The organism is Fervidibacillus halotolerans (assembly GCF_026547205.1).
Classification (GTDB): domain Bacteria; phylum Bacillota; class Bacilli; order Bacillales; family Caldibacillaceae; genus Fervidibacillus; species Fervidibacillus halotolerans.
Genome location: NZ_CP106877.1, coordinates 2091851 through 2115411 on the forward strand (window position 1 = coordinate 2091851; position 23561 = coordinate 2115411).

22 protein-coding genes and 1 other RNA gene are annotated in these 23561 nt (G+C 38.0%); 6 read left to right on the plus strand and 17 right to left on the minus strand.

The features are described 5' to 3' along the window. Positions 1 to 154: 154 nt before the first annotated feature. Positions 155 to 1072 carry a proline dehydrogenase gene (locus OE105_RS10035; RefSeq protein WP_275420045.1) on the minus strand — a complete coding sequence of 306 codons (918 nt, stop codon included), beginning with the start codon at positions 1070 to 1072 and terminating at the stop codon, positions 155 to 157. A gap of 203 nt (positions 1073 to 1275) precedes the next feature. On the opposite strand from OE105_RS10035, the gene OE105_RS10040 reads away from it, so the two are divergent. The 4 genes from OE105_RS10040 to OE105_RS10055 all read left to right on the plus strand — a co-directional run bounded on the left by OE105_RS10040 (position 1276) and on the right by OE105_RS10055 (position 4128). Further along, complete coding sequence (locus OE105_RS10040; RefSeq protein WP_275420046.1) at positions 1276 to 1533, plus strand: hypothetical protein; 258 nt, start codon at positions 1276 to 1278, stop codon at positions 1531 to 1533. An 83-nt stretch (positions 1534 to 1616) separates the two neighbouring features. Beyond that, on the plus strand, positions 1617 to 1901 hold the full coding sequence (locus OE105_RS10045; protein WP_275422160.1) for a spore coat protein: 285 nt from the start codon (positions 1617 to 1619) through the stop codon (positions 1899 to 1901). Positions 1902 to 2461: 560 nt separating this feature from the next. After that, positions 2462 to 3565, plus strand: coding sequence for an AI-2E family transporter (locus OE105_RS10050; protein ID WP_275420047.1), 1104 nt, complete (start codon positions 2462 to 2464; stop codon positions 3563 to 3565). Between the two features lie 299 nt (positions 3566 to 3864). Beyond that, positions 3865 to 4128, plus strand: coding sequence for a DUF1450 domain-containing protein (locus OE105_RS10055; RefSeq protein WP_275420048.1), 264 nt, complete (start codon positions 3865 to 3867; stop codon positions 4126 to 4128). Between the two features lie 62 nt (positions 4129 to 4190). Here OE105_RS10055 and OE105_RS10060 read toward each other — a convergent pair whose 3' ends face one another. The 4 genes from OE105_RS10060 to OE105_RS10075 all read right to left on the minus strand — a co-directional run bounded on the left by OE105_RS10060 (position 4191) and on the right by OE105_RS10075 (position 8214). Further along, complete coding sequence (locus OE105_RS10060; protein ID WP_275420049.1) at positions 4191 to 4652, minus strand: YwnF family protein; 462 nt, start codon at positions 4650 to 4652, stop codon at positions 4191 to 4193. A gap of 397 nt (positions 4653 to 5049) precedes the next feature. Further along, positions 5050 to 6108, minus strand: coding sequence for an ABC transporter permease (locus tag OE105_RS10065; protein WP_275420050.1), 1059 nt, complete (start codon positions 6106 to 6108; stop codon positions 5050 to 5052). After that, the gene (locus OE105_RS10070; RefSeq protein ID WP_275420051.1) at positions 6095 to 7048 is read right to left on the minus strand and encodes an ABC transporter ATP-binding protein; all 954 of its coding nucleotides are present in this window, start codon (positions 7046 to 7048) and stop codon (positions 6095 to 6097) included. The genes OE105_RS10065 and OE105_RS10070 overlap by 14 nt, the downstream gene beginning before the upstream one ends. Positions 7049 to 7050: 2 nt before the next feature. Beyond that, positions 7051 to 8214 carry a COG1470 family protein gene (locus tag OE105_RS10075; RefSeq protein WP_420842522.1) on the minus strand — a complete coding sequence of 388 codons (1164 nt, stop codon included), beginning with the start codon at positions 8212 to 8214 and terminating at the stop codon, positions 7051 to 7053. A 296-nt stretch (positions 8215 to 8510) separates the two neighbouring features. Here OE105_RS10075 and OE105_RS10080 point away from each other — a divergent pair, with 296 nt between their 5' ends. Together OE105_RS10080 and OE105_RS10085 are read left to right on the plus strand one after the other, a co-directional pair. After that, a complete protein-coding gene (locus OE105_RS10080) occupies positions 8511 to 9047 on the plus strand; it encodes an RNA polymerase sigma factor (RefSeq protein ID WP_420842603.1) in 537 nt (178 codons plus the stop codon). Next, positions 9044 to 9766, plus strand: coding sequence for an anti-sigma factor (locus tag OE105_RS10085; RefSeq protein WP_275420053.1), 723 nt, complete (start codon positions 9044 to 9046; stop codon positions 9764 to 9766). Before OE105_RS10080 ends, OE105_RS10085 begins: the two co-directional genes overlap by 4 nt. A gap of 113 nt (positions 9767 to 9879) precedes the next feature. On the opposite strand, the gene OE105_RS10090 is transcribed toward OE105_RS10085, so the two are convergent. The 12 genes from OE105_RS10090 to eno all read right to left on the minus strand — a co-directional run bounded on the left by OE105_RS10090 (position 9880) and on the right by eno (position 23516). Continuing rightward, positions 9880 to 10620 carry an amino acid ABC transporter ATP-binding protein gene (locus OE105_RS10090; protein ID WP_275420054.1) on the minus strand — a complete coding sequence of 247 codons (741 nt, stop codon included), beginning with the start codon at positions 10618 to 10620 and terminating at the stop codon, positions 9880 to 9882. 13 nt (positions 10621 to 10633) lie between these two features. Continuing rightward, positions 10634 to 11293: an amino acid ABC transporter permease gene (locus OE105_RS10095; protein ID WP_275420055.1), complete on the minus strand. Its 660-nt coding sequence runs from the start codon at positions 11291 to 11293 to the stop codon at positions 10634 to 10636. 105 nt (positions 11294 to 11398) lie between these two features. Then, positions 11399 to 12184 carry an amino acid ABC transporter substrate-binding protein gene (locus tag OE105_RS10100; protein WP_275420056.1) on the minus strand — a complete coding sequence of 262 codons (786 nt, stop codon included), beginning with the start codon at positions 12182 to 12184 and terminating at the stop codon, positions 11399 to 11401. A gap of 306 nt (positions 12185 to 12490) precedes the next feature. Then, positions 12491 to 12852: a transfer-messenger RNA gene (gene ssrA / locus OE105_RS10105) on the minus strand. Positions 12853 to 12976: 124 nt separating this feature from the next. After that, positions 12977 to 13444: an SsrA-binding protein SmpB gene (smpB, locus tag OE105_RS10110; RefSeq protein WP_275420057.1), complete on the minus strand. Its 468-nt coding sequence runs from the start codon at positions 13442 to 13444 to the stop codon at positions 12977 to 12979. Between the two features lie 1063 nt (positions 13445 to 14507). Beyond that, positions 14508 to 16799: a ribonuclease R gene (rnr, locus tag OE105_RS10115; RefSeq protein ID WP_275420058.1), complete on the minus strand. Its 2292-nt coding sequence runs from the start codon at positions 16797 to 16799 to the stop codon at positions 14508 to 14510. 121 nt (positions 16800 to 16920) lie between these two features. After that, positions 16921 to 17670: an alpha/beta hydrolase gene (locus OE105_RS10120; protein ID WP_275420059.1), complete on the minus strand. Its 750-nt coding sequence runs from the start codon at positions 17668 to 17670 to the stop codon at positions 16921 to 16923. Between the two features lie 256 nt (positions 17671 to 17926). Beyond that, complete coding sequence (secG, locus tag OE105_RS10125; RefSeq protein WP_275420060.1) at positions 17927 to 18160, minus strand: preprotein translocase subunit SecG; 234 nt, start codon at positions 18158 to 18160, stop codon at positions 17927 to 17929. 109 nt (positions 18161 to 18269) lie between these two features. Continuing rightward, the gene (locus tag OE105_RS10130; protein WP_275420061.1) at positions 18270 to 19343 is read right to left on the minus strand and encodes a Ger(x)C family spore germination protein; all 1074 of its coding nucleotides are present in this window, start codon (positions 19341 to 19343) and stop codon (positions 18270 to 18272) included. Then, positions 19340 to 20428 carry a GerAB/ArcD/ProY family transporter gene (locus OE105_RS10135; protein WP_275420062.1) on the minus strand — a complete coding sequence of 363 codons (1089 nt, stop codon included), beginning with the start codon at positions 20426 to 20428 and terminating at the stop codon, positions 19340 to 19342. Before OE105_RS10135 ends, OE105_RS10130 begins: the two co-directional genes overlap by 4 nt. Positions 20429 to 20438: 10 nt before the next feature. Further along, a complete protein-coding gene (locus tag OE105_RS10140; protein ID WP_275420063.1) occupies positions 20439 to 21911 on the minus strand; it encodes a spore germination protein in 1473 nt (490 codons plus the stop codon). A gap of 312 nt (positions 21912 to 22223) precedes the next feature. Next, entirely contained in the window at positions 22224 to 23516 is a 1293-nt protein-coding gene (gene eno, locus OE105_RS10145; protein WP_275420064.1) for a phosphopyruvate hydratase, read from the minus strand. Between the last annotated feature and the right edge of the window lie 45 nt (positions 23517 to 23561).

Genomic DNA, 23561 nt, shown 5'->3' on the forward strand with positions numbered 1-23561 from the left:
ATTTTGCTTATTTTTAATATATATAAATTTTATAAACTTCGCAATATATAAGACTGAAAAAACGGAAAATTATTTTTTCAGGTTCGTATTTGTTAATAGGGCCCGATATTGCTGGGCCCGTTGTATCTTCTGTAACTTGTAGATTAGAAATCTTTTATTTTCTAAAAATACCTTTGAAAACGAAAGCGACGTTAGCGGGTCGTTCAGCAAGTCTACGCATAAAATATCCGTACCAATCCGTACCAAATGGAACATACACCCGCATTTTGTATCCTTCCTTCACTAACTCCAATTGCTTTTCAGGACGGATTCCATACAACATTTGAAACTCAAATTGATCCCTTTTAATCCCCTTTTCTTGAACGAACTTTTTCGTAAAATCAATAATTTGGTCATCGTGGGTAGCCACGGCTGTATAATGACCATTTTCCAAATGTGTAGCAATGATTTTTTTATAATTTTCGTCCACATCTTTTTTGTCTGGAAAGGCCACTTCCGCAGGTTCTTTATAGGCACCTTTGACAAGGCGAAGATTCGGTGCATATTCGTTTAAATCGTTCAAATCCTTTTCCGTTCGATATAAATACGCTTGTAAAACCGTTCCAATATTTCCGTATTTCTGTTTTAACCGTTTAAAAATGTCAAGGGTTTTTTCGCAACGGGTATGGTCTTCCATATCGATCGTAATAAATACGTCATTTTCCTTTGCCTTCGCCATAATCCGCTCCATATTGTTCATCACAGTTTCCTCGGAAATATCCAAACCTAGAGAAGTTAATTTCAACGATAATTGGGCATCTAATTTTTCCCGACCGATTGCTTCAATCGTTTCCAAACAATGATTCGTATGATTGTTTGCCTCTTCCTCCGTATCCACAAATTCCCCCAAATAATCAACAGTGACTGCTAATCCCTTGTCGTTTAATTCCTTTATTTTTTGAACAGCCTCCTCGATCGTCTCCCCTGCAACAAATCGGGACGCTCCGAAACGAAGACCGTACTTTTTCGCCATTTTCGTTAAAAATTTACTTTTCGATAAAAACAAAAAAAAGCTACGTAATACCTTCTCCATATTCTCTTCCCCCACTGTTTCGTAATCTCTGTATCATTATGAAAACCCTTTCTATTCCAATCCTATTTTAGCACGGTTTTTTCGTATCGTAAAAATAAATGTTAACCAATAATGACAATTCTTTAAAAATGAAATTTCATACATACAATTCGACCCTTCGAGGAAAAATACATATATGTTTTAAAAAAGAAGGAGGTTATGAAATGCAAAGGCAAAATCAACCGTACAATGAACAACAATCTACCATGCCCCAACCCCCAAGCATCGTTACAGTAAAAGATGCATTGTATGTAACCGATATGTTGTCCTGGAATTTATTAGCAGCGAAAAAAGCCCATTTCTTTGCAAACCATTGTCAAGACCCGGAAATCCAAAACGCAATTCATAAAGTAGGACAGATGCACCAAAAGCATTATAAAAAAATATTGACTTACTTAAATAAGCAAAATCCTCAAAATTAATTTCTGTTTGTAAGGAGGTAGCGATATTGAACAAACAACATCCGATTCAAAATCCACAAACCCAAGTACCAAATCGTCCAGAAATGAACGATCGGGATTTTATAAACGATATGCTCGCCACAGAAAAGTATTTAACGGATGCTTATAGCACCGCTTTAAATGAGGCGAGCCATCAAGCCTATTATCAAGACTTGTTGAACATATTTACGGAAACACAAAATTGTCAACGGGATTTGTTTAATCTTATGTTTAAAAAGGGTTGGTATAAAATGGATGCTGAACAAAACCAAGCGCTCCAACAAAAATACCAACAATTTTTAAATTACGAAAATCAATTCCCTTATGGTAATGAGCAAACACTTCAATAATCACATGTTCAATTGATTAGATAGATCACCATTCATCACCAATGATAAACGTTAAGGAAAAGAGTGATAATCACAATAAGTTAAAGGGTATAAGGTATCAAGGCACCGCTATGCTTGACCTTTTAACCGGGTGATTACAATAAGCTAATAAGTATATGGTTCCCTTTTAAAAAGGAAATGAGGACTTTTCGTTACAAGCTGAAAGTCCTCTTCTTTTTGTACAAATTGAATTTCCTATAAAAAAACATCTTTTTTACAACAAACCATCTGACCGTTTTCGACGACTAATTGCAGCTTAAAATCGTAACAAAATGGTCTTTATCGGAAATATTCCCAATCAGACGGTTCATGCATCCTCCTTTATTATAGAAAATTTCGTATTGTTTCCACATTCAATCGTGATATACTGTATAAAAGCAGGGTTTGAGTAATCATCAATGTCAAAGGGATTTATTTTTTTACCATATATGGAACTTTTTTAACGAATATACGTATGTCAATTATCCATATAAATAAAAAATCTCTATTTGACGGATCTCGTCTTAGAAAGGAGGGAGACTATGCAAAAATCAAAGGTTCAATTTTGGACGCTAGAAATTTTAATGATCGTCGGAATTATTTACATAAGTACGAAAATCTCTTTCCTTTTTGAACCGATTTTCGTTTTTGTGTCAACATTGTTTTTCCCAATTTTGATTTCCGGCTTCCTATATTTTATTTTAAATCCGATTGTTACCTTTGCAAACAAATATAAAGTCCCACGAACAGTCGGCATCTTAATTTTATATGTTCTTTTTATCGGACTTATTACGCTCGTATCCGCTTTAGTCGGTCCTTATTTGGCAAGGCAAATCTCAGATTTAATCAATAATATTCCTAATTATTTTAATCAATTGAAGGACTTTGTGACCGAACTATCGAGATCTCCCTTTTTTGAATGGGTACAAACCCAAAATTATGTAACGATTGATAAAATTGAAGAAACGGTAACGAACTATGTCTCTGGTATTTCAAAGGCGTTTACAAGTAGCCTATCCGGCGTATTCAATGTTGTTACTAATATTACGTTAGTGATTGCCACCGTTCCCTTCCTCTTATTTTATATGTTGAAAGACGGTCATAAATTGCCCAATGCTATCGTTCGATTTTTACCAACATCCTATCGGAACGAAGGACTTACTATTTTAAAAGATATGAATAAAACATTAGCATCGTATATTCAAGGGCAGTTACTCGTATCTTTATCCGTCGGTACGTTGGCAACGATCGGTTATTTTATTATCGATTTACCATATGCATTGGTTTTAGGAATTATCGTTGCTGTGACGAACATCATTCCATATCTCGGCCCTTTTCTCGGTGCAGCGCCGGCTGTTATCATCGGCTTATTTGATTCTCCACTCTTAGCCATGTGGGCAGTTGTTGTCGTCGTCATCGCCCAACAGATTGATAGCAATTTGCTATCACCACTGATTATCGGAAAACAGCTAGACACCCATCCGGCAACGATTATTATACTATTGCTCGTTGCTGGTAATTTGGCCGGGATTCTCGGAATGATTTTAGCAGTTCCCGTCTATGCTGTTTCAAAAACATTAGTCATCAATCTCGTACGGCTGTATCGATTACATCGGAAACACCAACTGGAAGAACGTATTGAATAAGCCAAATTCAATGGTTGAATACAAATGGATGTTGATATTTCTTCCATCATCATTAAGGTTGATGGAAGTTTTTTTTGAATATGATTACCCACGTTTCCATCAAGGCGAAAACAGAGACATCCAAAGGAATGAAAAGCCGATCATTTTTCTCCCATTGAAAAGTCCTTGTTATTTATTCTCTCCACTAATTGCAAAGGAATCACTCCCATCACTTCATAAAATGAGCAGATAACTGTCCACACTTTTTCCTTTGATTTATAATGGGAAGAAATGGCGGAGTTCGTTACGAGGTGTGTGCGATGAAACTATTTTCCAAAAGAAAAAAGGCGAAAATATCCGTTTGTACAAATAATATCGACCGCTTTTATTCTGATGAACAATTGGAACGGTTGGAAGATTTCGCAGTTCATCATAACATCGATGTACAGGAAATGGAGTGTTTGAGCTATTGTGACGAATGTGCCGTAAAACCGTATGTACTCAAAAATCGAAAATTGATCGATGCTGATACGCCGGAAGAATTATTGGAAAAAATGTCCGCTTATCTTGACCAGCCAAATTGAACAAAAAAACACCCTTCAACTGAATTGGGTGTTTTTTATTTCCATTCAAAAGGAAAATATTCCTAATCGTTCTTCACATCATTATTTCCAAATCTCCGACCGATTCGGTCTTCTTCTTGCAAGAACTTAACAAAATTCTCCATCGCCTTTACCGGTTGCTGTCTCACGATTTGGATATATTGATGTTTTCGTTCTTCTGATACCAATCGACTTTTTTTAATCCGTTCAATAATATATTTAACACCAATTTGTTCAATTTCCTTTTTATACAATCGGGTTTCCTTTAATAATGCAAATCCAAGGGCACCCACAACCGCATAAATTGCAAGGTAAATATACATACCCGTATCCCTTGGTGTAAAAAAGAGCAAATAGACGATATTGAAAATAGAAATTCCAATTAAGGGGAAAGTCCAAATCATATATTTCGATGTCTTTTTTGCAATTGGCATAATCAATTTTTGGATCGCTTCCAACTCTTTTTTAATATTGTCTGGAAAACTGTTCATCATAAAGTTATCCATTATAATCATCCTTTAATTCATATTTCAAATATATCTAACAAAATTTTCCGAAAACAACCATTCAACCTTATCGTATAAAATATATGCCCAAAGTATAAAAAAATGACCCGTTCCTGCGAACTTCTGCAGATAAGGTCTCGTTGATTATTCTTTAGATTCATTCAAAAAGCCTTCTCCTACTTAATTCCATCTTACTAAAATTGAATGTCTTTGTCAAAAAGGAAAACTGTTATGTATAAGATCGTATGAGGCATATTATATTTTATCCTAAAGAGTGTACGACCCATCGTTTCAGTCGGATTGATGAAAAAAGGACCACCCATAGGGATCCAATCTTGATCTGGATGGTCCTTTTTACTGCGATATCGAAACAATATTTTATAGTGAGGATTCCCAATCAATGGGCACGAATTTCTTGACGCATAAACAAAATGTAAGCAATGGTAAAACAAATCATCGTCACCGCAATTAATCCCGTAATCTGTGGCCATATTAACAATAAACTTTGACCGAATGGAAGTGGACCGGCCACCGCCCCCGTCGTTTGTTCAACGGTTAAAACGCCGAGACTTCGAACGGTTGGCGATAAAAGGGTCGTCGTCGATTCGCTGAATAAATAGTTCGGTGATAATCGCATTAAATTTAAAACGAATTCTTGCCTGTTAATCAATTGTTCCACCGACGTAATCGATGAACTGGATAAAATGGGTTTTGATATTAATTCGATAATCATGGAATAAAAAACGCTAAAAAACAACCAAATTGCAATACTTGAAAGAGCTGAAGTTGCCGCCTGACGAAAGACAACGGAAAACAAAATACCGAGATTGAGCCAAAAGGCGATATACACGATGATTAATAAAAGGAAGAATAGAATCCTGAAAAATTCTTCAAAGGTCGGTGGAATTCCGATAATAAGAATTCCGAGGGCCATAAAGATTAAGCCAAGGGCATAAAACAAAACCAAATTCAATAATAGTGCAGCCACAAATTTTCCATTAATCACGTAATCCCTAGGAATCGGTTGAGATAATAAACGGCTTAAAGTCCCCCGATTTCTCTCCGAATTAATAGCATCAAAACCGAGAGCAATGCCGAGTAACGGACCTAAAAATCCGACAAATGTTACGAACGATGGAAGGGTCCCATCTGAAACAGTAAATAGTTTTAAAAATAAATAGGATTGTTTAGCGATTTCCTCCGCATCATTTGATCCTTCAATAGCGTCTTTGATCGTCGTAACAGCCGTATATAAAGATCCGAAACAAGTTAACAAAATAATCGCCAAAAGAATAATGATTCGCCAACTCGTTAAGTAATCGGCAAATTCTTTTCGGACGATAGCAAAAAACACACGATTTCCAACCGATTCATTTTTCTTGCTCGTATTTGTTTCATTTTCTTCCTTCGTCCGGAACCACCTTTTTACAGACGAGGAAATTTTACTGATTTCCATCCGCTTCACGCCCTTCAAAATAACGATGATAGATTTCATCGAGCCCGTAGTTTTTCTTCCTGATTCCATAAAGGGAAGCTCCCGATTCTACAATTACTTTACTAATGGTTGCGGATACGTCCTCTTTACAATACAAATTCATCGAATGTTGGTCGATTTCAACCTTATTTACATTCGGAATAGCTTCTAATTTTTGAACTAGCTCTTCAGATAAAGGCGATGCAGATACATGGATATGGTACGTGTCTTGCAAAAAAAGTTGTTTACTTAAACTTTCGGTCGTTCCCTCGGCAAGTAATTTCCCATTAACAAAAATTCCGACCCGATCACAAATTTGCTGTACTTGATGCAAATGGTGGGAGGACAACAAAACGGTAATGTGTTCCTCCACATTTAATCGGCGAATTAATTGAAGAAATTCCCGAACACCTTCAGGGTCGATCCCTAAAGTCGGCTCGTCTAAAATAATCACCTTTGGATCTTTCATTAAAACATCGGCGAGACCTAAGCGTTGCCTCATCCCCCGAGAATATTTTCCCGTTTTTTTATCTGCAACATCGAGTAAATTTACTTTTTCCAATAAATCTTTCGCTCGTTCTTTTGCGATTCTTTCCGGAATTCCATTTAAGGCGGCAGTATACATCAAATTTTCAAAACCGGTCATATGTTGATAAAAACCTAAATCATCGGGGAGATAACCGACTTCCTTTTTTACTTCAATCGGGTTTCTCGTGGAATCGATTCCATCGACCCGAACCCTTCCCGATGTCGGTTCACTCAATCCTAAAAGCATCAGGATCGTCGTCGTTTTTCCTGCACCGTTTGGACCAAGTAAACCGAAAATTTCCCCTTTTTTTATGGAAAGGGTTAAGTGATCGACCGCATATTGATCGTCATATTTTTTCGTCACTTTATCTAGTTCAATAATTGGACGGGGCACGGTTATCTCCTCCCGTATTTTTTCACGAGATAGTATAGTGCGGCGATGACTCCGATAATAATCAAAATACCGACAATCCCCCAAAGGGTAGATGTTTCAACCGATACTCGGAATGTTGCATCGCTGGAAGTTTCTGGTGCTGAAGCTGTGAAACTTACGACGTAATCCCCAGCAATCGCATCATCTGAGGCATGAATTGTCGCCTTCACAATTTTTTCTTCACCAGGTTTTAATTCAGCAATTGTACTCGTGTCAAATTCCGTTTCCCAATTCGGTGGTGTACTCGATTTTAATGACACATCCAATAACGGCGCTGTTCCAGTATTTTTCACCACAAGGTCGACAACTTTTTTCCCACCTGCAGTAATATCCGTACTTAACCTGCCAGTCGGAGTCGTCAGTTCGATATCGTAAGTCCCCGTAATAACCGTCTCTAATGTCAAATCGGCAGACGTATTACTCGTTGCCGCTTTAATAGGGATTTTATATTCCCCGGCTTCAACATTTTCAGGTGGTGTGACATCGACCGTAATATCCTTCGATTCATTTGGTTCTAAAAGAACAGATGTAATCGAATCGCTACCAGATTTAAACTTCACCGTCCACCCTTCGTCAGTCGATGCACTTAAAGCATAGTTTTGATCACTTGCCGTCCGATTTTTTAATGTAACCGTATATGAGAAGGAGGAATCGGCGTGTCCTTCCAAGTTCGTTTGTTCAGAAGAAAGCTCTGTTTTAAAAGACCCTTGTTCGGTAACCGTTACGAGAAAAGGTAACCGGGCATCATTATTTCCTTCACCATTTGCTACTAAGTTAAATCGATAATCCGCTTTATCTGCATCGAGGGGAATGGTAATTTCTACATTTATTGTTTCTTCACTATTTCCTCGAACAGATAATTGCCTAATATCCTTTCCTCCTGCTGTGATCGAATGTTCCCATCCTTTTGGCAAATTTTCAAATTGGAAAGTTAAATTTAATATCGATGAGCCGGAGTTTACCACATCAACTGAATAATCGATGGTTTCCCCAGGTGTAACCGAAAGACCTGTATATGGCGTAAACAAAGTTAAATTACCAGCCGCATAAGCCTTTTGCCCAGGATGAAATGAAAAAGTAAAAAGTAAGAGGAATGCAAAAAGAATAGACCAAACTTTTTTCATCATCTTGAAATCCCCCTATTTTTTATTCATCCTTAGTACGGAAAAACTCTCCATTTGGATTTGTTTTTTTTAAAAAAAATTGTAGAATTACGATATAGAAACGAAAATTAAACAGCTCTTTCCAAATCTCTTCCACATACCTCATCATGGTATGTGGTATCGATCTTTACAACTATGGAATCATAAGGAACCCTTCCGAAAATTAGAGTAGCACATCACCTTTTTCATTCAACTACGAAAAAAGGTGAAGGAGGGATGATTCATTGGGGGACAAAGAAACCGTTCAACTAATTAAACAAATGAACCTTGGATCTCGACAATCCTTTGATCAATTTTATGAAGCCTTTATCCCTTTCGTATTTCAAATTGCTTATGAAATTTTAGGTGATTATACGGAAGCGGAAGATGTGAGTCAGGACGTATTTTTAGAAGTTTTACAAAAAATCGATCAGTACAATCCGAATAAGGGTTCGATAAAGGCTTGGCTCGCAGTAAAAACAAAAAGCCGATGTCTCGACCGTCTTCGAAAAAAGAAACCGATTTTAGTAAATCGACTAGAAAAAATTGCCCTTGGAAAGGAAAAGGGGGCGGATTTAGAATTTCTTGAACAAATTGAAAAGCGAATTATTCTCGATGCATTGAACCATCTTCCCCCCGAGCAAAGGGAAGCGATTATTCGTTCTTATTTTAATGGGGAAACCCACCGGGAAATTGCCGGTGCGATGAAAAAACCACTCGGTTCAATTAAGTCTTTAATTCGTTATGGATTAAACAATTTGCGGAAACAAAAGAGCATCGTCCATTGGACCGAGCCCAACGGAGGTGATGGAAAGTGAAACGGGCAAAACATATATCTGAACAAAAAATCATCGATTTTCTCTCTGGGGAATTACCGGAAAAAGAAGCGGAACAAATTCAATCCCATTTACACGAATGCGAAAATTGTATGAACATTGCGGTTCGTTGGGGAAAATTGTTAAAAAATACCCATTTACAGCCCGTCCAACCGTCACCGGAATTGAAGGAACAAATGTGGAAAATGGTCGATCGTAAACCGTTGAAAAAAAGGAAGGGATATGTCAAACCAATTGCTACGGTACTCAGTTTTGCCGCTGCAATTAGTTTATTTCTCCTCATCTTCAATGGCAGACCAGAAATGGATAAACCGTATGAAGTAGTGAAAAATGATGAAATACCCTTTGAAACTTTCCATGCTACGCCGAATACGAAACAGTGGAATATTGTACCGACTATGAACCATCAACAAATTAATGGGAATATTTGGATTAATGACGATACGAATGAAATGTTTTTGGAAGTGGACGGTCTTCCCCACTATCGAAACAGGGACTATCAACTTTGGATTATTTATTCCAATAACGATGTGGAAGGGGAGTTACTAATTTTACAAAACGGATCTTCTCGAATTTTTTTCCAAGGAATCGACGTGGAAAAATTCAAGCTTATTAAGGCAAGCGTGGAACCTAAGGGAGGAAGTACCCATCAAACCGGTCCGGATACATTTTTTGTCGATTTCGAGCATTCGCTCCCTTAATATCAAATTTCCGAGCGATTGAAAAGAATAACCGACAGTTTTTTTCAATAAAATATCGGGTTTATTGCAGACTCATCCCTTGGCGAATCAAAAACCAATTAGCCAAGGGTATTTTAATATCGTTTTAAAAACGCCTTCGTTCGTTCATGTTTCGGATTTTCGAACAATTCTTCTGGCGTCCCTTCTTCGACAATTTCTCCCTGATCCATAAAAATGACCCGGTCCGCTACTTCCTTTGCAAAAGCCATTTCATGGGTCACGACAAGCATCGTCATTTGTTCCTTTGCTAAATCCTTCATTACAGTCAATACTTCTCCGGTTAACTCAGGATCTAAAGCGGAAGTCGGTTCATCGAATAGCATGAGTTTCGGTTGCATCATTAACGCCCGGGCGATCGCCACCCGTTGTTTTTGTCCACCAGAAAGCTTTGATGGATAAGCATCCAATCGATTTTGAAGCCCGACTTTTTCTAATAACTGTACACATCGTTCTGATATGGCTTCCTCTGAATCCAATTTTGCCAATTTCGGAGCTAACTCCAAATTTTCCTTCACCGTAAGATGGGGAAACAAATTGAAATGTTGGAATACCATCCCTAATTTTCGCTGTATTTGGCGAATTTCTTTAGGTTTGTTATATATTCCGTTTTTTACTAAATATTCCCCGTCAATATAAATCTCTCCGTCATCGATCGTTTCCAAATGAACGAGGCTGCGCAATATCGTACTTTTTCCAGAACCAGATGGTCCGATCAGTGCCACTACTTCATTTTTTTGAACGGCAAAACGAATCCCTTTGATAATCGGTTCTCCATCAAAGGATTTTTTCACATTGGTCACCCGTAAAATTTCCACCGAGTTCACCTTCCTATTCAAATTTCACTTTCATTTCAATTCGCTTTAAGAAAAAGGTTAAAACGAGCGTAATCATCAAATACATCAATCCAGCTATAAAAAAAGGAACAATCGTAAAATCTCGATTGACGGCCGTTTGAGCATAGTGGAGAAGTTCCGGTACCGCAACGGCATACAATAAGGCCGTATCCTTGACAAGGGTAATCGTTTCGTTTGTCACAGATGGTAAAGTGACTCGAAACATTTGGGGTAAAATAATTCGAGTCATCCTCTGCCACCGATTCATTCCGAGCACCTGTGCCGCTTCATACTGACCTTTATCGATCGCAAGTAACCCCCCTCGGAAAATTTCTGCAAAATATGCTGCATAATTTAAAACAAATCCGATCACTGCTGCAAGAAACCGATCGAGTACTAAATATTGTCCGATCACAGGAATCATCGGAAGTCCGAAACAAAGGACGAGGAGTTGTAACAGTAAGGGAGTTCCCCGCATTACATAGATGTATCCTTTAATAAACCAGACAATCGGTCGAAAACGACTACGGCCAGCCAACGTTATAAAAAGACCTAAAGGGATGGAGATTATGATAACAATGAAAAAGGTAAGGAGCGTCACCTTTGCCCCTTCCAACATCGGACCGGAAATTTTAAGTATATATTCTAACGACATGGATTATCCCCCTAAAAAAGAGGTTGCCTCGGACTGAGTGGACCGAGGTTCCTCCCTTTTCATTTGAAAATTTGTACAAAAATTTTTTCCATCAAATCCAAAACTTTATTTCAAAACTTTATCGACACCGAACCATTTGATCGATATTTCTGCACTTGTTCCGTCCTCATTCATTTGATCTAAGGCAGCTTGTAATTCTTCAAGTAGTTTTTCATTTCCTTTTTTCACTCCGACACCGTATTGTTCCGGAGCTAGTGCTTCATCCAACACTTTATACGTATCCTCTTCCTTCGTCATATAATAATCGATAACGACTTCATCGATTACAACCGCATCGATCCGGCCGGTTTTTAAATCATTTAATGCAAGTACATTGTTGGCAAACTCGGTGATTTCTCCCACTTCCTCACGAATCGGATTGGCATTTAATGCATCGAGAGCGGATGATTGGGCTTGTAATCCGACGGTTTTCCCTTTCAAATCATCCAATTCTGTAATATCAGAATCCTTTAACGTGACAATGACTTGGGCATTTTCCAAATATGGTTTTGTAAATAATACCTTTTTTTTCCGCTCTTCCGTAATCGTATACCCATTCCATATTAAATCAATTCGTCCGCTCATTAATTCATTTTCCTTTGTCGACCAATCGATCGGTTGAAATTTGACTTCCTTGCCCATAATTTCCGCTGCTGCCCTTGCCATATCAATATCGAAGCCGACGATTTCATTGTTTTCATCCCGGAAACCCATCGGTGCAAAGGCATCATCGATTCCGATGACTAACACATCTTTATCCTGATCCTTCTCGGACGATTCAGAATTTGAACAACCAGCAATAACAAGTCCAATTAATAGAAATGATAAAAGTGCAATTACTTTCCCCTTCAATTCATTCCTCCACCTTTCTTTAGTGATCTTCATTGATTATCAAAACATTGATAAGAAGTATGTGTATGTTACTTTAGTCTGCTAATATGATAAATTATTAAATTGATAAAAAAATAATAACACAGGTAATTCCACGTGTCAACAAAAATCTTTCATTTATTATCGAACTAAAGGATTTTTTATTTATTCACCAACCCGATTTGATAAAGAACCGCATTCTTTCGGATTCTCAAAAAATAAAAAAACGACCGCAAACGCAGTCGTTTCATCTATGATATCAAATGTTAAAATTATGTCGATTTTAAATTATGGAGACGGTGGGAGTCGAACCCACGTCCAGAGACATCGCCACTTAGACGTCTACGAGCGTAGTCGATATATTCAATTTTCGCAATTACGTCGGCCTATCGACGGGCTTCGGTAATGCTAGTCTGATTGATCTCTTCCTTCGCCCTCAGACGGCGGGCAACCGGCGTATCCCACTACAATGAGTCCCTGACCCTCCACGTGGGAGATGGAAGGAGGAACAGCCTCGACTGGTTATTAAGCAGCGAGAGCTAAGTTATTGTTAGTTTTGCCATTTATTATAGGCGTGGCGTTTTGACGAGTTCGCCGACTCGGCTCGCAGCCCAAGCTCGATCTGCCCCTGTCGAATCCGAAACGTCCCCGTAGATGATTTAAAGCAGATCAATAGAACCACTGTTATTCAATTGGTATCATAATCCCTTTTGCAACAATTATATTATACCAAAAACAAACGGAATTTCAAAGTCAATTCTTTCCTTTCTGTCTCTACATCTTCTGTTTTTCTCGAAATGCCCGTTCGATCTCCCGCTTCGCTTCTTTTCTCTTTAAATCTTCCCGTTTATCGTATTTTTTCTTACCCTTCGCTAAAGCAAGCTCCAATTTGGCAAATCCATTTTTTAAATATAACTTCGTCGGAATCAACGAATAACCTGCTTCCTTCGTTTCACCGATTAGTTTAGCAATTTCCCGTTTATTCAACAACAGTTTTCTCGTACGTAATGGATCATGGTTGAAACGGTTGCCCTGTTCGTACGGGCTAATGTGCATGTTGTATAAAAATACTTCCCCTTTTTCAATTCGCGCGAAGGCATCCTTTAAATTTACCCGACCAGCACGAATGGATTTAATTTCCGTTCCTTTCAGTACGATTCCCGCTTCATACGTATCTTCTACAAAAAAATCATGATACGCCTTTTTGTTTTGTGCGACGATTTTTCCTATACCTTTAGGCATCGTTCATTCCCCCAGTAATGAATAATTTTAGCAGAATGTAAGCGGAAAAACAATATCGCTTTCCAAAACATCTGTGTCAAGTTTTTTTCTATATTTACGCCTATTTTCCTTTTCAACTGCGATTTTGTCTTTTTTCTAGTGTAAGGGGACAACCTATATTTTAAACGATGGTGGCAAGTGTCGGCACCCATTCATATTAAATATACTACTCCCATAGATTGGTATATATTTGCGGAATTGTCTCATCCTACGTTTCCACATCTTGAAAAAATCGCTAGATACTACATTTTTCCGCAAATCATACGGGTACATTATTGTTGATTATTTTTTCTGAAAGTTATGAAAATCATATAAACTCAACCTATTCGTTGATTCGTATCTGGATTATCCATTCACATCATCCGTTGCGTTAAACGTGAAAAGGATTTTGCTTTTTATTAATGATTATAAGTTTATGTTTTTCCTTCTTTTTATTGCTTATTATCTCATTCCACAAATTAGTGTATATTTCCCGGGATATTTAAATGCACAAAAAGTCCCCGTAGAACTATTTGGAATCATCTATTTTTTCAATCGTAGGTATGTACATGTATAAAAAAAGGCTTTCCAAGATGCTAAAGGAATATTTAGTCCTTGCGAGTTTTATTTTTCTCTCCACCGTCTCAAGATTGTGATGGAAGTTTGGAAAAGCGTATATATATTAGTTTAACCATTTATGCTTTATCAAGAGTGCTCATCGATTCGTTTTGGATGATATTTTCCATCTATTTTAATACGATAGCAAATCACCATTTTTTCTGTGAAAGGAATGACGTGTTAGTGATCCATTTTTTGGATTAGTAGTCTATACAAATGATATTTTTATCCTTATATCATTACGGGAATTTTCGTTAGTATAAGTGGAATCCCCTATTGTTTAGACATCTATCCATCACAAAAGGGGATAAAAACATATATCCAAAGCAGAACCGTACCATCGATGACGGTGTTTCATCGGTTAAAATAAGAAAACTAACCGATCAACACCGTCATCTTTTTTTGATAGAGGGAAATATGAAGGGGATTATCGTTTTTTCTTTCTTCTTTTTTTCTTCGGTACATTTTCATAAAACTTTTTCTTTTTTCCTTTTTTTTCGCCTTTTACCCTGTTTCCATTTCCATCCCTTTTTTTCGACCGGGCGTTGACGATCGTAGGTACGATTTTCCGCTCCCGTTTGGCCCTTCCTTTCATGCCGACAACTTCAAAATCAATTGAGCGCTCATCCTTATTCACCTGTATAACGCGGACGGTAATTTCATCGCCAATTTTAAATACTTTTCCCGTCCTTTCTCCGACCATCGCATATTGTCTTTCATCGAAATGATAATAATCATCGGTCATATAGCTTACATGGACGAGCCCCTCGATCGTATTCGGCAGTTCGACAAACATACCGAAATTCGTTACCGAGCTAATGATTCCATCAAACACTTCGCCAACCTTATCTTCCATATATTCCGCTTTCTTTAAATCATCTGTTTCCCGTTCCGCATCCACTGCCCGTCGTTCCATTTTCGAAGTATGTTCTGCAATTGTTGGAAGTATTTCATCCCACTTTTCCTGGGTTTTTTTGTCCATTTTTCCTTCAATCAGGTACGTACGAATTAGACGATGAACGACCAAATCCGGATAGCGACGGATCGGTGATGTGAAATGGGTATAAAACTTTGTTGATAAACCGAAGTGTCCGATACATTCCGGATCGTATTTTGCCTGTTGCATCGAACGCAACATTACCGTGGAAATGACCATTTCTTCCGGCTTTCCGTGTACCGTTTCGATGATTTCTTGCAATGCCCGTGGATGAACGTCATTCGCCTTACCTTTTACAATCAATCCAAAGTTTGTAATAAATTCAAAAAAACGTTGTAGCTTTTCTTCCTTTGGATTTTCATGGATACGGTAAATAAAAGGCAGATCGAGCCAGTAGAAATGTTGTGCCACCGTTTCATTGGCCACAAGCATAAATTCTTCAATTAATCTTTCTGCAACAGAACGTTCCCTCAATACGACATCGGTCGGCTTCCCATTCTCATCAACTAGAACTTTTGCTTCCTTAAAATCAAAATCAATCGCACCGCGTTCCATTCGTTTTTTTCGAAGAATCGCAGCTAATTGTTCCATCATTTCAAACATCGGAACTAAATCCCGATATTTTTCCCGAAGTTGTTCATCTTTCTCAACTAATATTTTATTGACATCCGAATAGGTCATCCGCTCCGTTGTACGAACTACACTTTGGAAAATATTATGATTCACCACTTCCCCCTGCTCGGTGATTTCCATTTCACAAGATAAGGTAAGACGGTCCACTTTCGGATTCAATGAACAAATACCATTGGATAGCCGATGGGGAATCATCGGAATAACTCGATCGACTAAATAAACGCTCGTTCCCCGCTCATAGGCTTCCCGGTCGATGGCACTTCCTTCGCGAACGTAGTAACTAACATCTGCAATGTGAACACCGAGTAAATAATTCCCGTTTTCCATTCGTTTAACTGTAACCGCGTCATCCAAATCCTTAGCATCCGCCCCGTCGATGGTTACAATCATTTCATTGCGTAAATCCCGCCGGTTTGTCAATTCATCTTCACGAATTTGATCGGGAATTTGTCGAGCTTGTCCCATTACTTCTTCAGGAAATTCCAAAGGCAATCCGTGTTTATAAATAATGGATAGGATGTCCACCCCGGGGTCGTTTTTATGACCGAGGATTTCGACAACTTCCCCCTCGGCACTGGCACGTCCTTCTGGATAAACGGTAATTTTTACGAGTACTTTATGGCCTTCCACCGCACCCTTCGAGGCATTTTTCGGAATAAAAATATCACCGTTAAACTTTTTCTCATCCGGAATGACAAAACCGAAATTCGCACTTTCCACATACGTTCCGACGATATGTGTCGTTCCCCGTTCTAAAATCCGGATTACCGTTCCCTCCGGTCTTTGTCCATGGCTTAATTTTTGCACGCGTACTAAAACGGTATCTCCGTGTAAAGCGTTATTCATTTCTCCTGGTGGAATGAAAATATCATCCATTCCCAGCTCGTCGGGGATGAGAAAGGCAAATCCTTTCGCATGACCTGAAAGTTTTCCCCGTACGAGATTCATTTTTTCCGGCAATCCGTACCGATTGCTTCGGGTGCGGACGACCATTCCCCTTTCTTCCATATGGACGAGGGTTTTCACAAATTGTTTAAATTCGGCCGCATCCGAAATTTCCATCGCTTCTTCCAATTCATGTACGGAAAGTGGTTTTGTCGCTTCCTCCATATAATGTAAAAGTCGATTTATTAATTGCTCTTGCTCCATTTGTAAACCCCCTTTCTTTTTATGTTCATCCAATAATAATATTTTTGAACGAAGAAAAATGGAATATACAGAAACAATCTGACTTTTTTCGTTTCGCTTATTTTTTTACAATGCTGACATATTATTCTTCCCAATTCAGACCGTTTAAAAAGCGTAAAATATCTTCATGCAATTGATCCTTTTCCACATCGATCGTAATGACGTGACCGGATTTTTCGTACCATTTTAAAGACTTATCTGGTGACTCCACTTGTTGATAAATAATTTCCGCACTTTCCAAAGCGATCACTTGATCCTTTCTACCTTGGACGACGAATGTCGGTGCATAAATTAGATCGATATGTTTTCTCACATCGTTAATAAATTGTCCATTTTCTTTCAGTAAATTCCTTAATCCCGTTCGATCGAATCGTTCCATCTCTTTTTGAATTTGTTCTTCTGGCTTTTTTTCTTTTCGTTTATAGGCGACCGCTTTATCTAAAATGCCATTGTACATTCTTTCTTCACTTTGCAAATACATCGGTGCACACATTGGAACAATTCCTTTTACCGGTAAAGAATAAGCGAGTTTCAAAGAAAACACGCCTCCGAGGGATAGACCGACTACAGCAATTTCTTCATGTCCCAATGATTTTAAATATTCATATGCAGCCATAACATCTTCCCACCAGTCTTCTGGCGTGTAATTGAGCAAATTTTCCATCGGTCCACCATGGCCTCGATAAATAGGGGCATGACTCGTATAACCGTTCTTTTCCAAAAATCGTCCGAGCATGCGCACATCAGCACTATCTCCTGAAAAACCATGCAATAATAAAACCGCCCGTTTTCCTCCATGAAAGGTAAACGGTTTAGGAGAAACAATCTTCATAGGACTTCTTCCTTTCTAATCGATCAACCGTAAGTATAACCTTGTTGAATAGGTGAAGGAATTACCCTTCCAATCTAACAAAAACATAGGACATTTGCACATATATTGGTTTTCAGCAAGTTTTTTGAAAATCCAATGATTTTCTATCGGATTTTAGCAAAAATTCCATACTAACCGTTTCGAATATAAGTGTAGCGATGGAAAACCGAACAAAAAATCCTGACCTTTTTCGGCCAGGACCTTATCATTAGTTTCATTATACTCCGAAATAGGCAATCGCGATGGTTATAACAAAAAATAACACGGATAACACGATCGTGATACGTTGTAAAATCAAATCGAGTCCTCGTGCTTTTTGTTTACCAAACAATTGCTCTGCTCCACCGGAAATGGCACCGGATAAACCTGCACTTTTTCCCGATTGCAACAAAACAACTGCAATTAAACCGAGACTAACGATCACTAAAAGAACGATCAAAAACGTATGCAAAATGACCTACCTCCCCAAAAGGACATCCATTCTATACTATGTTAGCATAAAATGAAATGGAAAACAACGTGGATTTTATATTACATCTTTTTCATTGGATTGAATTTTTTTACTCGATTATTCCTTCCTCATCGATTGTAACGACCGGCTTAATGGTCACTTCCATTTGACTATATTCAGAATCCCACCATTGATTGAAATCAAAATTTCTCGTTTTTGATTTAACGAAATGACCAAACCCGATTGGATCAATTTCCTTTTCCTGAAATCGTTTAATCAACTGTGTACAATGTTTTTGAATTTCTTTCTCAAACTTTTTTTCAATTTTTTTAATGAATGAATCCGTTAATTTGTTTCCGGTAAACTCATTAATGGTTCCACCGATTTTTATATGAACGGTTATGTGTAATGGGTCCCGACTTGTCAGTTCAAATCGATTGGTTGAAATAATACTTTGTACAGCAGCTTCTTTCCCATCCACTTCAACCCTATGCAATCCATTACTATATTTATCTGCTAAAAGTTTGAAAAAAAAGGATTGTTCGTTGGATACAACATCGACTATTTTTCCATATTTTAAAAGTGCAACGCCACTGAGTTCGATTTTTGTTTTACTATTTTGTTTAATTAGTGGTAAATAGGGCGTTTTTCCTTGTTGATAAAAATCGCCCATGAACCTTTGTAAATTCGTTTTCGGTAAATCCTCATGACGAATATTATGATCAATAAGCATAGAAATAAAACGGGCATTTCCCCGAAGTCCATATTCCCCCTTAAATAATTCTTTTGCTTTGTTTTCGGAAATGGCCAAATAAATCCCAGAACCAATTGCCGGATCCCGTTGAAAAGCATCAATTAAATCAAGTATTCCCCTTTTCTTTGCCAATTCTAAATCAAAAATGACGATTTCCAAACTACCGAAAGCGATCGGCCGGGCTGCTTGTCGCTCTATATCTTGCAAAATGGTTTTCATAATTTCTCCAGTAGCAGAATAGGTCACATTTTCCGGCTCTGTTTCCTTTTTATAATCGGGATACAGTATAGTCCCTGTAATATCTCCACCTTCTACATAATCAAATCCAATCCCTTCCATTAATATAATCTCATCTAGAATTTCCCGTTCCACACACCCGGAAAGGAGAAGAAAGAAAAATAAAAGTGTGATCAACTGGATCTGTTTCACTGCTTTTTCACCTTCTTGGCGAACATGGTTATAAAATACAAAATAGGGATAAAACAATAATTTGCAAAAAAGCCAATTTTACCTAATAGCTGGGAAACGAAAAGGACCTGACTTCTTTTCATAATCATACTTGTTACGATTAGGACAATCCCTGATATAAAAAGAAGCGCCTGTTTTTGACGGATGAAAAATATTTGTTTTGCTAATCGACTAGCAATCCATAAACTAATACAAATATTCGGTAAAACGATTAAACACCAAGTCGCTATCCCAATATATTCAAACCGCTCCACAAAGGGTAGGCGTATTATTTTCCACATCGTTAATGTCGGCCAATGATTTTTTACTAATTGGGCTTCCGAAAAATAAGAAAAGGACAAAAGGGCTAAATATAAATAGATAGAAATTGTAAATATAATCGCTAAGTAAGCCCATTTTATCGCCTTTTTTGGTTCTTTCAAAAAGGGATAAACAAACAAAATACTTTCAAATCCAAGAATGGAAAGGGACATCTGATAACTACCAAAAAACAGCTCTTTAACGGAGTGATCAAATATCGGTAATAAATTTGTAAAATCCGCATGGGGAACAGTAAATAAAAACAGTGGAAAAATATACATTGGTAAAAAAAAGGAGAAGAAAGAAATTCCAGCTACCGTCCGAAACCCTCCATACACAACATACAAAACGAGTAGAAGGATTACGAGACTGAACCAAAATATGGGTAATTTTGGAAACATCCACACTTGAATCATTTCCACATAATTCCTCAATACCGTAATCGAAAAAAGTGAAAAATACAACATATAAAACAAACCGATGAGTTTACTTATCCATTTTCCAAGGGAAAAAGAAACAATATCTAGCAAATCCCCTTCAATTGTTGTAGTCATTTGGACAATCATCCATATTAGGATGATTGTCCCTATTCCATTGATGATGATGGAAATCCATCCATCATATCCTGTCACTTTTACCAAATCCCGCTGAAAACTTAATATCCCCACTCCAATTTGAATGGAAGCGACAATATAAAATAACATAAACGGGGCCACTTTTTTTTGTTCTGGAATCGGTTTATTCATAACCACTCCCCTATTCATCGATGTCCTTTTTCACTTTTTTTATTACATTTTTTCGATCAAAACGGGACGCCTTTTTCGTACGTAACTGATTAGGGCGTTTACTTTGTTTATAAAATGGTAAGCGAATGAATGCGTCTTTAAAATCTTGAAGGCGAGGTGGATAGATCGGTTCTAAGTACGGTCGACCTAATGATGTTAATCGAATCATATGTGTAAGTAAAAAGGAAAAACAAAGGGAAATGCCAATCAATCCCCAAATATCTCCAACGAGCAAAAACGGAAACCGGAGCAATCGGATCGTATTACCAATCCGATAAACGGGTGTCGTGAAAGAGGCAAGGGCGGCAAGGGCGACAAAAATAAGAAGAACATTACTCGTTAATCCCGCCTCTACACTCGCTGTTCCAATTACGATTCCACCGACAATTCCGATCGTTTGTCCAACCTTCGTCGGTAGCCTAGCCCCGGCTTCCCGTAATAATTCAATTGTCAATTCTAAAAATAATGCCTCAATAATCGGTGGAAAGGGAACGGCCCTTCTCGATGTAACTAAAATTCCAATCAAGTCTTGGGGAATCAGTTCATAATGGTACGTCAATGTCGCAACATAAATTGGGGTAACAAGTACGGAAAAAGCCACGGCAAAAAATCGAATCAATCGAAAAAAAGAAGCAAGAATCCAATTTAAAAAATAATCCTCAAAGGCACTAAAAAATTCCACGATTGTCACCGGACCGATAATGGCATGGGGAGAACCGTCCACAAGCAATACTACCTTTCCTTCGGACAACGTAGCCGCTACCCGATCCGGTCGTTCCGTATCTAAAAACTGTGGAAAGGGGGAATTTTGATTATCGGATATCATTTGAACGATATAGGAACTATCAGCAATATGATCCACTTCAAGATCCTTTATTCTCTGTCTCATCGTATTGATATTTGCTTCATTTGTTATCCCATCCAAATATAAGAGAACTATATTTGTTTTCGATAAAGTTCCTACTTCCAATTGTTCAACAATCAATTCCTTTACTTGTAATCGTTTTCGTATTAAATTCAAATTTTCACTTAATGATTCGACAAAAGCTTCCTTTGGTCCGATAACGCTGAATTCTACTTCAGGAACAGTAATATTGCGAATATTTTCCTTTTTCGCCGAGATAAAGCAATACTGTTGTTCCTTTTCCAAGGTTAACATAACAAAGCCGTTTAAAAGTTTTTTTTCAATTTGGGACGTGTCGTCTGTCAACTGAAGATCTTCGATTGGAAGAATCGATTTGACATCTTCGAGTTTTGTCCACTCGTTTTCAAGTAAAAAAGGCAGGATGTGATCCCGGACGATTTTTTCATCAGTAACCGTTGTTAAAAAGGTTAACGTAAATGTAAGTTTTGTTATTTTATTTTCGTAACAAATCCTTTTATAATCTTGGGATTTTGTAAATACGGTTTTTATACTTTGAACAGATTGTTTTTTCCGTTTCATCGATTGAAACATCCTTTTCCCACTATTGAACGTTTACCCCAATGAAAGTTGCCGAATTTACTTCATATGTAGTATCTCCCTCGATAGGAAAATTATTACGAATATCCATCACTAGAAGAGGGACGATTTGAATGGATTGGTTTTCTTTCTTTTGTAACATCCCAATTAGGAGAAGAATAGTTTTACGTTTTCATTAGCTAGAACGCAACTTAAATTTTCATCGACTTCCCCTTCTTTCCATATTCAGATAACCGAAAAAATGGTCAAAAAAACAGGGACTTTAAAAAGCCCCTGTTTTTATATGGTATTGAATTATTTGGAAAGATTGTAGAATGTTTTCTTTCCTAAATATTGGGCAATATCTCCCAACTGGTCTTCGATACGAAGAAGTTGATTGTATTTTGCAACCCGGTCAGTACGGGAAGGTGCTCCAGTTTTAATTTGACCTGCATTCGTTGCAACGGCGATGTCCGCAATCGTGCTATCTTCTGTTTCACCGGAGCGGTGAGAAATAACAGCAGTATAACCTGCACGCTTAGCCATTTCAATTGCATCGAATGTTTCGGTGAGCGTACCGATTTGGTTCACTTTAATTAAAATGGAGTTGGCAATTCCCTTTTCAATTCCTTGTGCCAATTTTTCAGTATTCGTTACAAACAAGTCGTCACCGACCAATTGGACTTTTTTACCGAGACGTTCCGTTAAAAGTTTGAACCCTTCCCAGTCGTTTTCATCCAAACCGTCTTCAATGGAAACGATTGGATATTTATTGCAAAGATCTTCGTAAAAGTCAACCATTTCTTCGGAAGTACGAACGACGCCTTCCCCTTCTAAATGGTATTTTCCGTCTTCTTTGTTGTATAATTCGGAAGCGGCTACGTCCATTGCAAGCATCACTTCTTCACCTGGTTTGTAGCCCGCTTTTTCAATTGCTTCGATAATTGTAGATAATGCTTCTTCATTTGATTTTAGGCTCGGTGCAAAACCGCCTTCGTCACCTACAGCCGTGTTGTAACCTTTTGCTTTTAATACGGAACGAAGGTTGTGGAAAATTTCTGCACCCATACGTAAACCTTCACGGAAAGTCGGAGCTCCGACAGGCATAATCATGAATTCTTGGATGTCTACCGTATTATCCGCATGGGCACCACCGTTTAAAATGTTCATCATTGGAACAGGTAGTTGTTTCGCGTTAAATCCACCGAGATATTGATACAATTCAACACCGAGGAAATCAGCAGCAGCACGAGCAACAGCCATGGATACACCTAAAATTGCGTTCGCACCAAATTTTCCTTTATTATCCGTACCATCTAATTCGATCAATGCCCGGTCAACACCAACTTGGTCAAGAACGTTAAAACCGACGATTTCCGGTGCAATATGTTCGTTTACATTTTCAACAGCTTTTAACACACCTTTTCCGAGGTAACGACTTTTGTCACCGTCGCGAAGTTCAACAGCTTCATATTCACCTGTGGATGCACCACTTGGAACTAATGCTCGTCCAAAAGCACCGGATTCCGTATATACTTCCACTTCTACAGTCGGATTTCCCCGGGAGTCTAATACTTCACGTGCATAAATATCTGTAATTGTTGGCATATCATTTCTCTCCTTTGCTTTTTCCAATTTTTCAAGATTTCGTTT

Coding starts and splice junctions, on each gene's coding strand:
- OE105_RS10035 (WP_275420045.1), bottom strand. CDS start 1,072: ATGGAGAAGGTATTACGTAGCTTTTTTTTGTTTTTATCGAAAAGTAAA.
- OE105_RS10040 (WP_275420046.1), top strand. CDS start 1,276: ATGCAAAGGCAAAATCAACCGTACAATGAACAACAATCTACCATGCCC.
- OE105_RS10045 (WP_275422160.1), top strand. CDS start 1,617: ATGAACGATCGGGATTTTATAAACGATATGCTCGCCACAGAAAAGTAT.
- OE105_RS10050 (WP_275420047.1), top strand. CDS start 2,462: ATGCAAAAATCAAAGGTTCAATTTTGGACGCTAGAAATTTTAATGATC.
- OE105_RS10055 (WP_275420048.1), top strand. CDS start 3,865: ATGAAACTATTTTCCAAAAGAAAAAAGGCGAAAATATCCGTTTGTACA.
- OE105_RS10060 (WP_275420049.1), bottom strand. CDS start 4,652: ATGGATAACTTTATGATGAACAGTTTTCCAGACAATATTAAAAAAGAG.
- OE105_RS10065 (WP_275420050.1), bottom strand. CDS start 6,108: ATGGAAATCAGTAAAATTTCCTCGTCTGTAAAAAGGTGGTTCCGGACG.
- OE105_RS10075 (WP_420842522.1), bottom strand. CDS start 8,214: ATGATGAAAAAAGTTTGGTCTATTCTTTTTGCATTCCTCTTACTTTTT.
- OE105_RS10080 (WP_420842603.1), top strand. CDS start 8,511: ATGAACCTTGGATCTCGACAATCCTTTGATCAATTTTATGAAGCCTTT.
- OE105_RS10095 (WP_275420055.1), bottom strand. CDS start 11,293: ATGTCGTTAGAATATATACTTAAAATTTCCGGTCCGATGTTGGAAGGG.
- smpB (WP_275420057.1), bottom strand. CDS start 13,444: ATGCCTAAAGGTATAGGAAAAATCGTCGCACAAAACAAAAAGGCGTAT.
- rnr (WP_275420058.1), bottom strand. CDS start 16,799: ATGGAGCAAGAGCAATTAATAAATCGACTTTTACATTATATGGAGGAA.
- OE105_RS10120 (WP_275420059.1), bottom strand. CDS start 17,670: ATGAAGATTGTTTCTCCTAAACCGTTTACCTTTCATGGAGGAAAACGG.
- OE105_RS10135 (WP_275420062.1), bottom strand. CDS start 20,428: ATGAATAAACCGATTCCAGAACAAAAAAAAGTGGCCCCGTTTATGTTA.
- OE105_RS10140 (WP_275420063.1), bottom strand. CDS start 21,911: ATGAAACGGAAAAAACAATCTGTTCAAAGTATAAAAACCGTATTTACA.
- eno (WP_275420064.1), bottom strand. CDS start 23,516: ATGCCAACAATTACAGATATTTATGCACGTGAAGTATTAGACTCCCGG.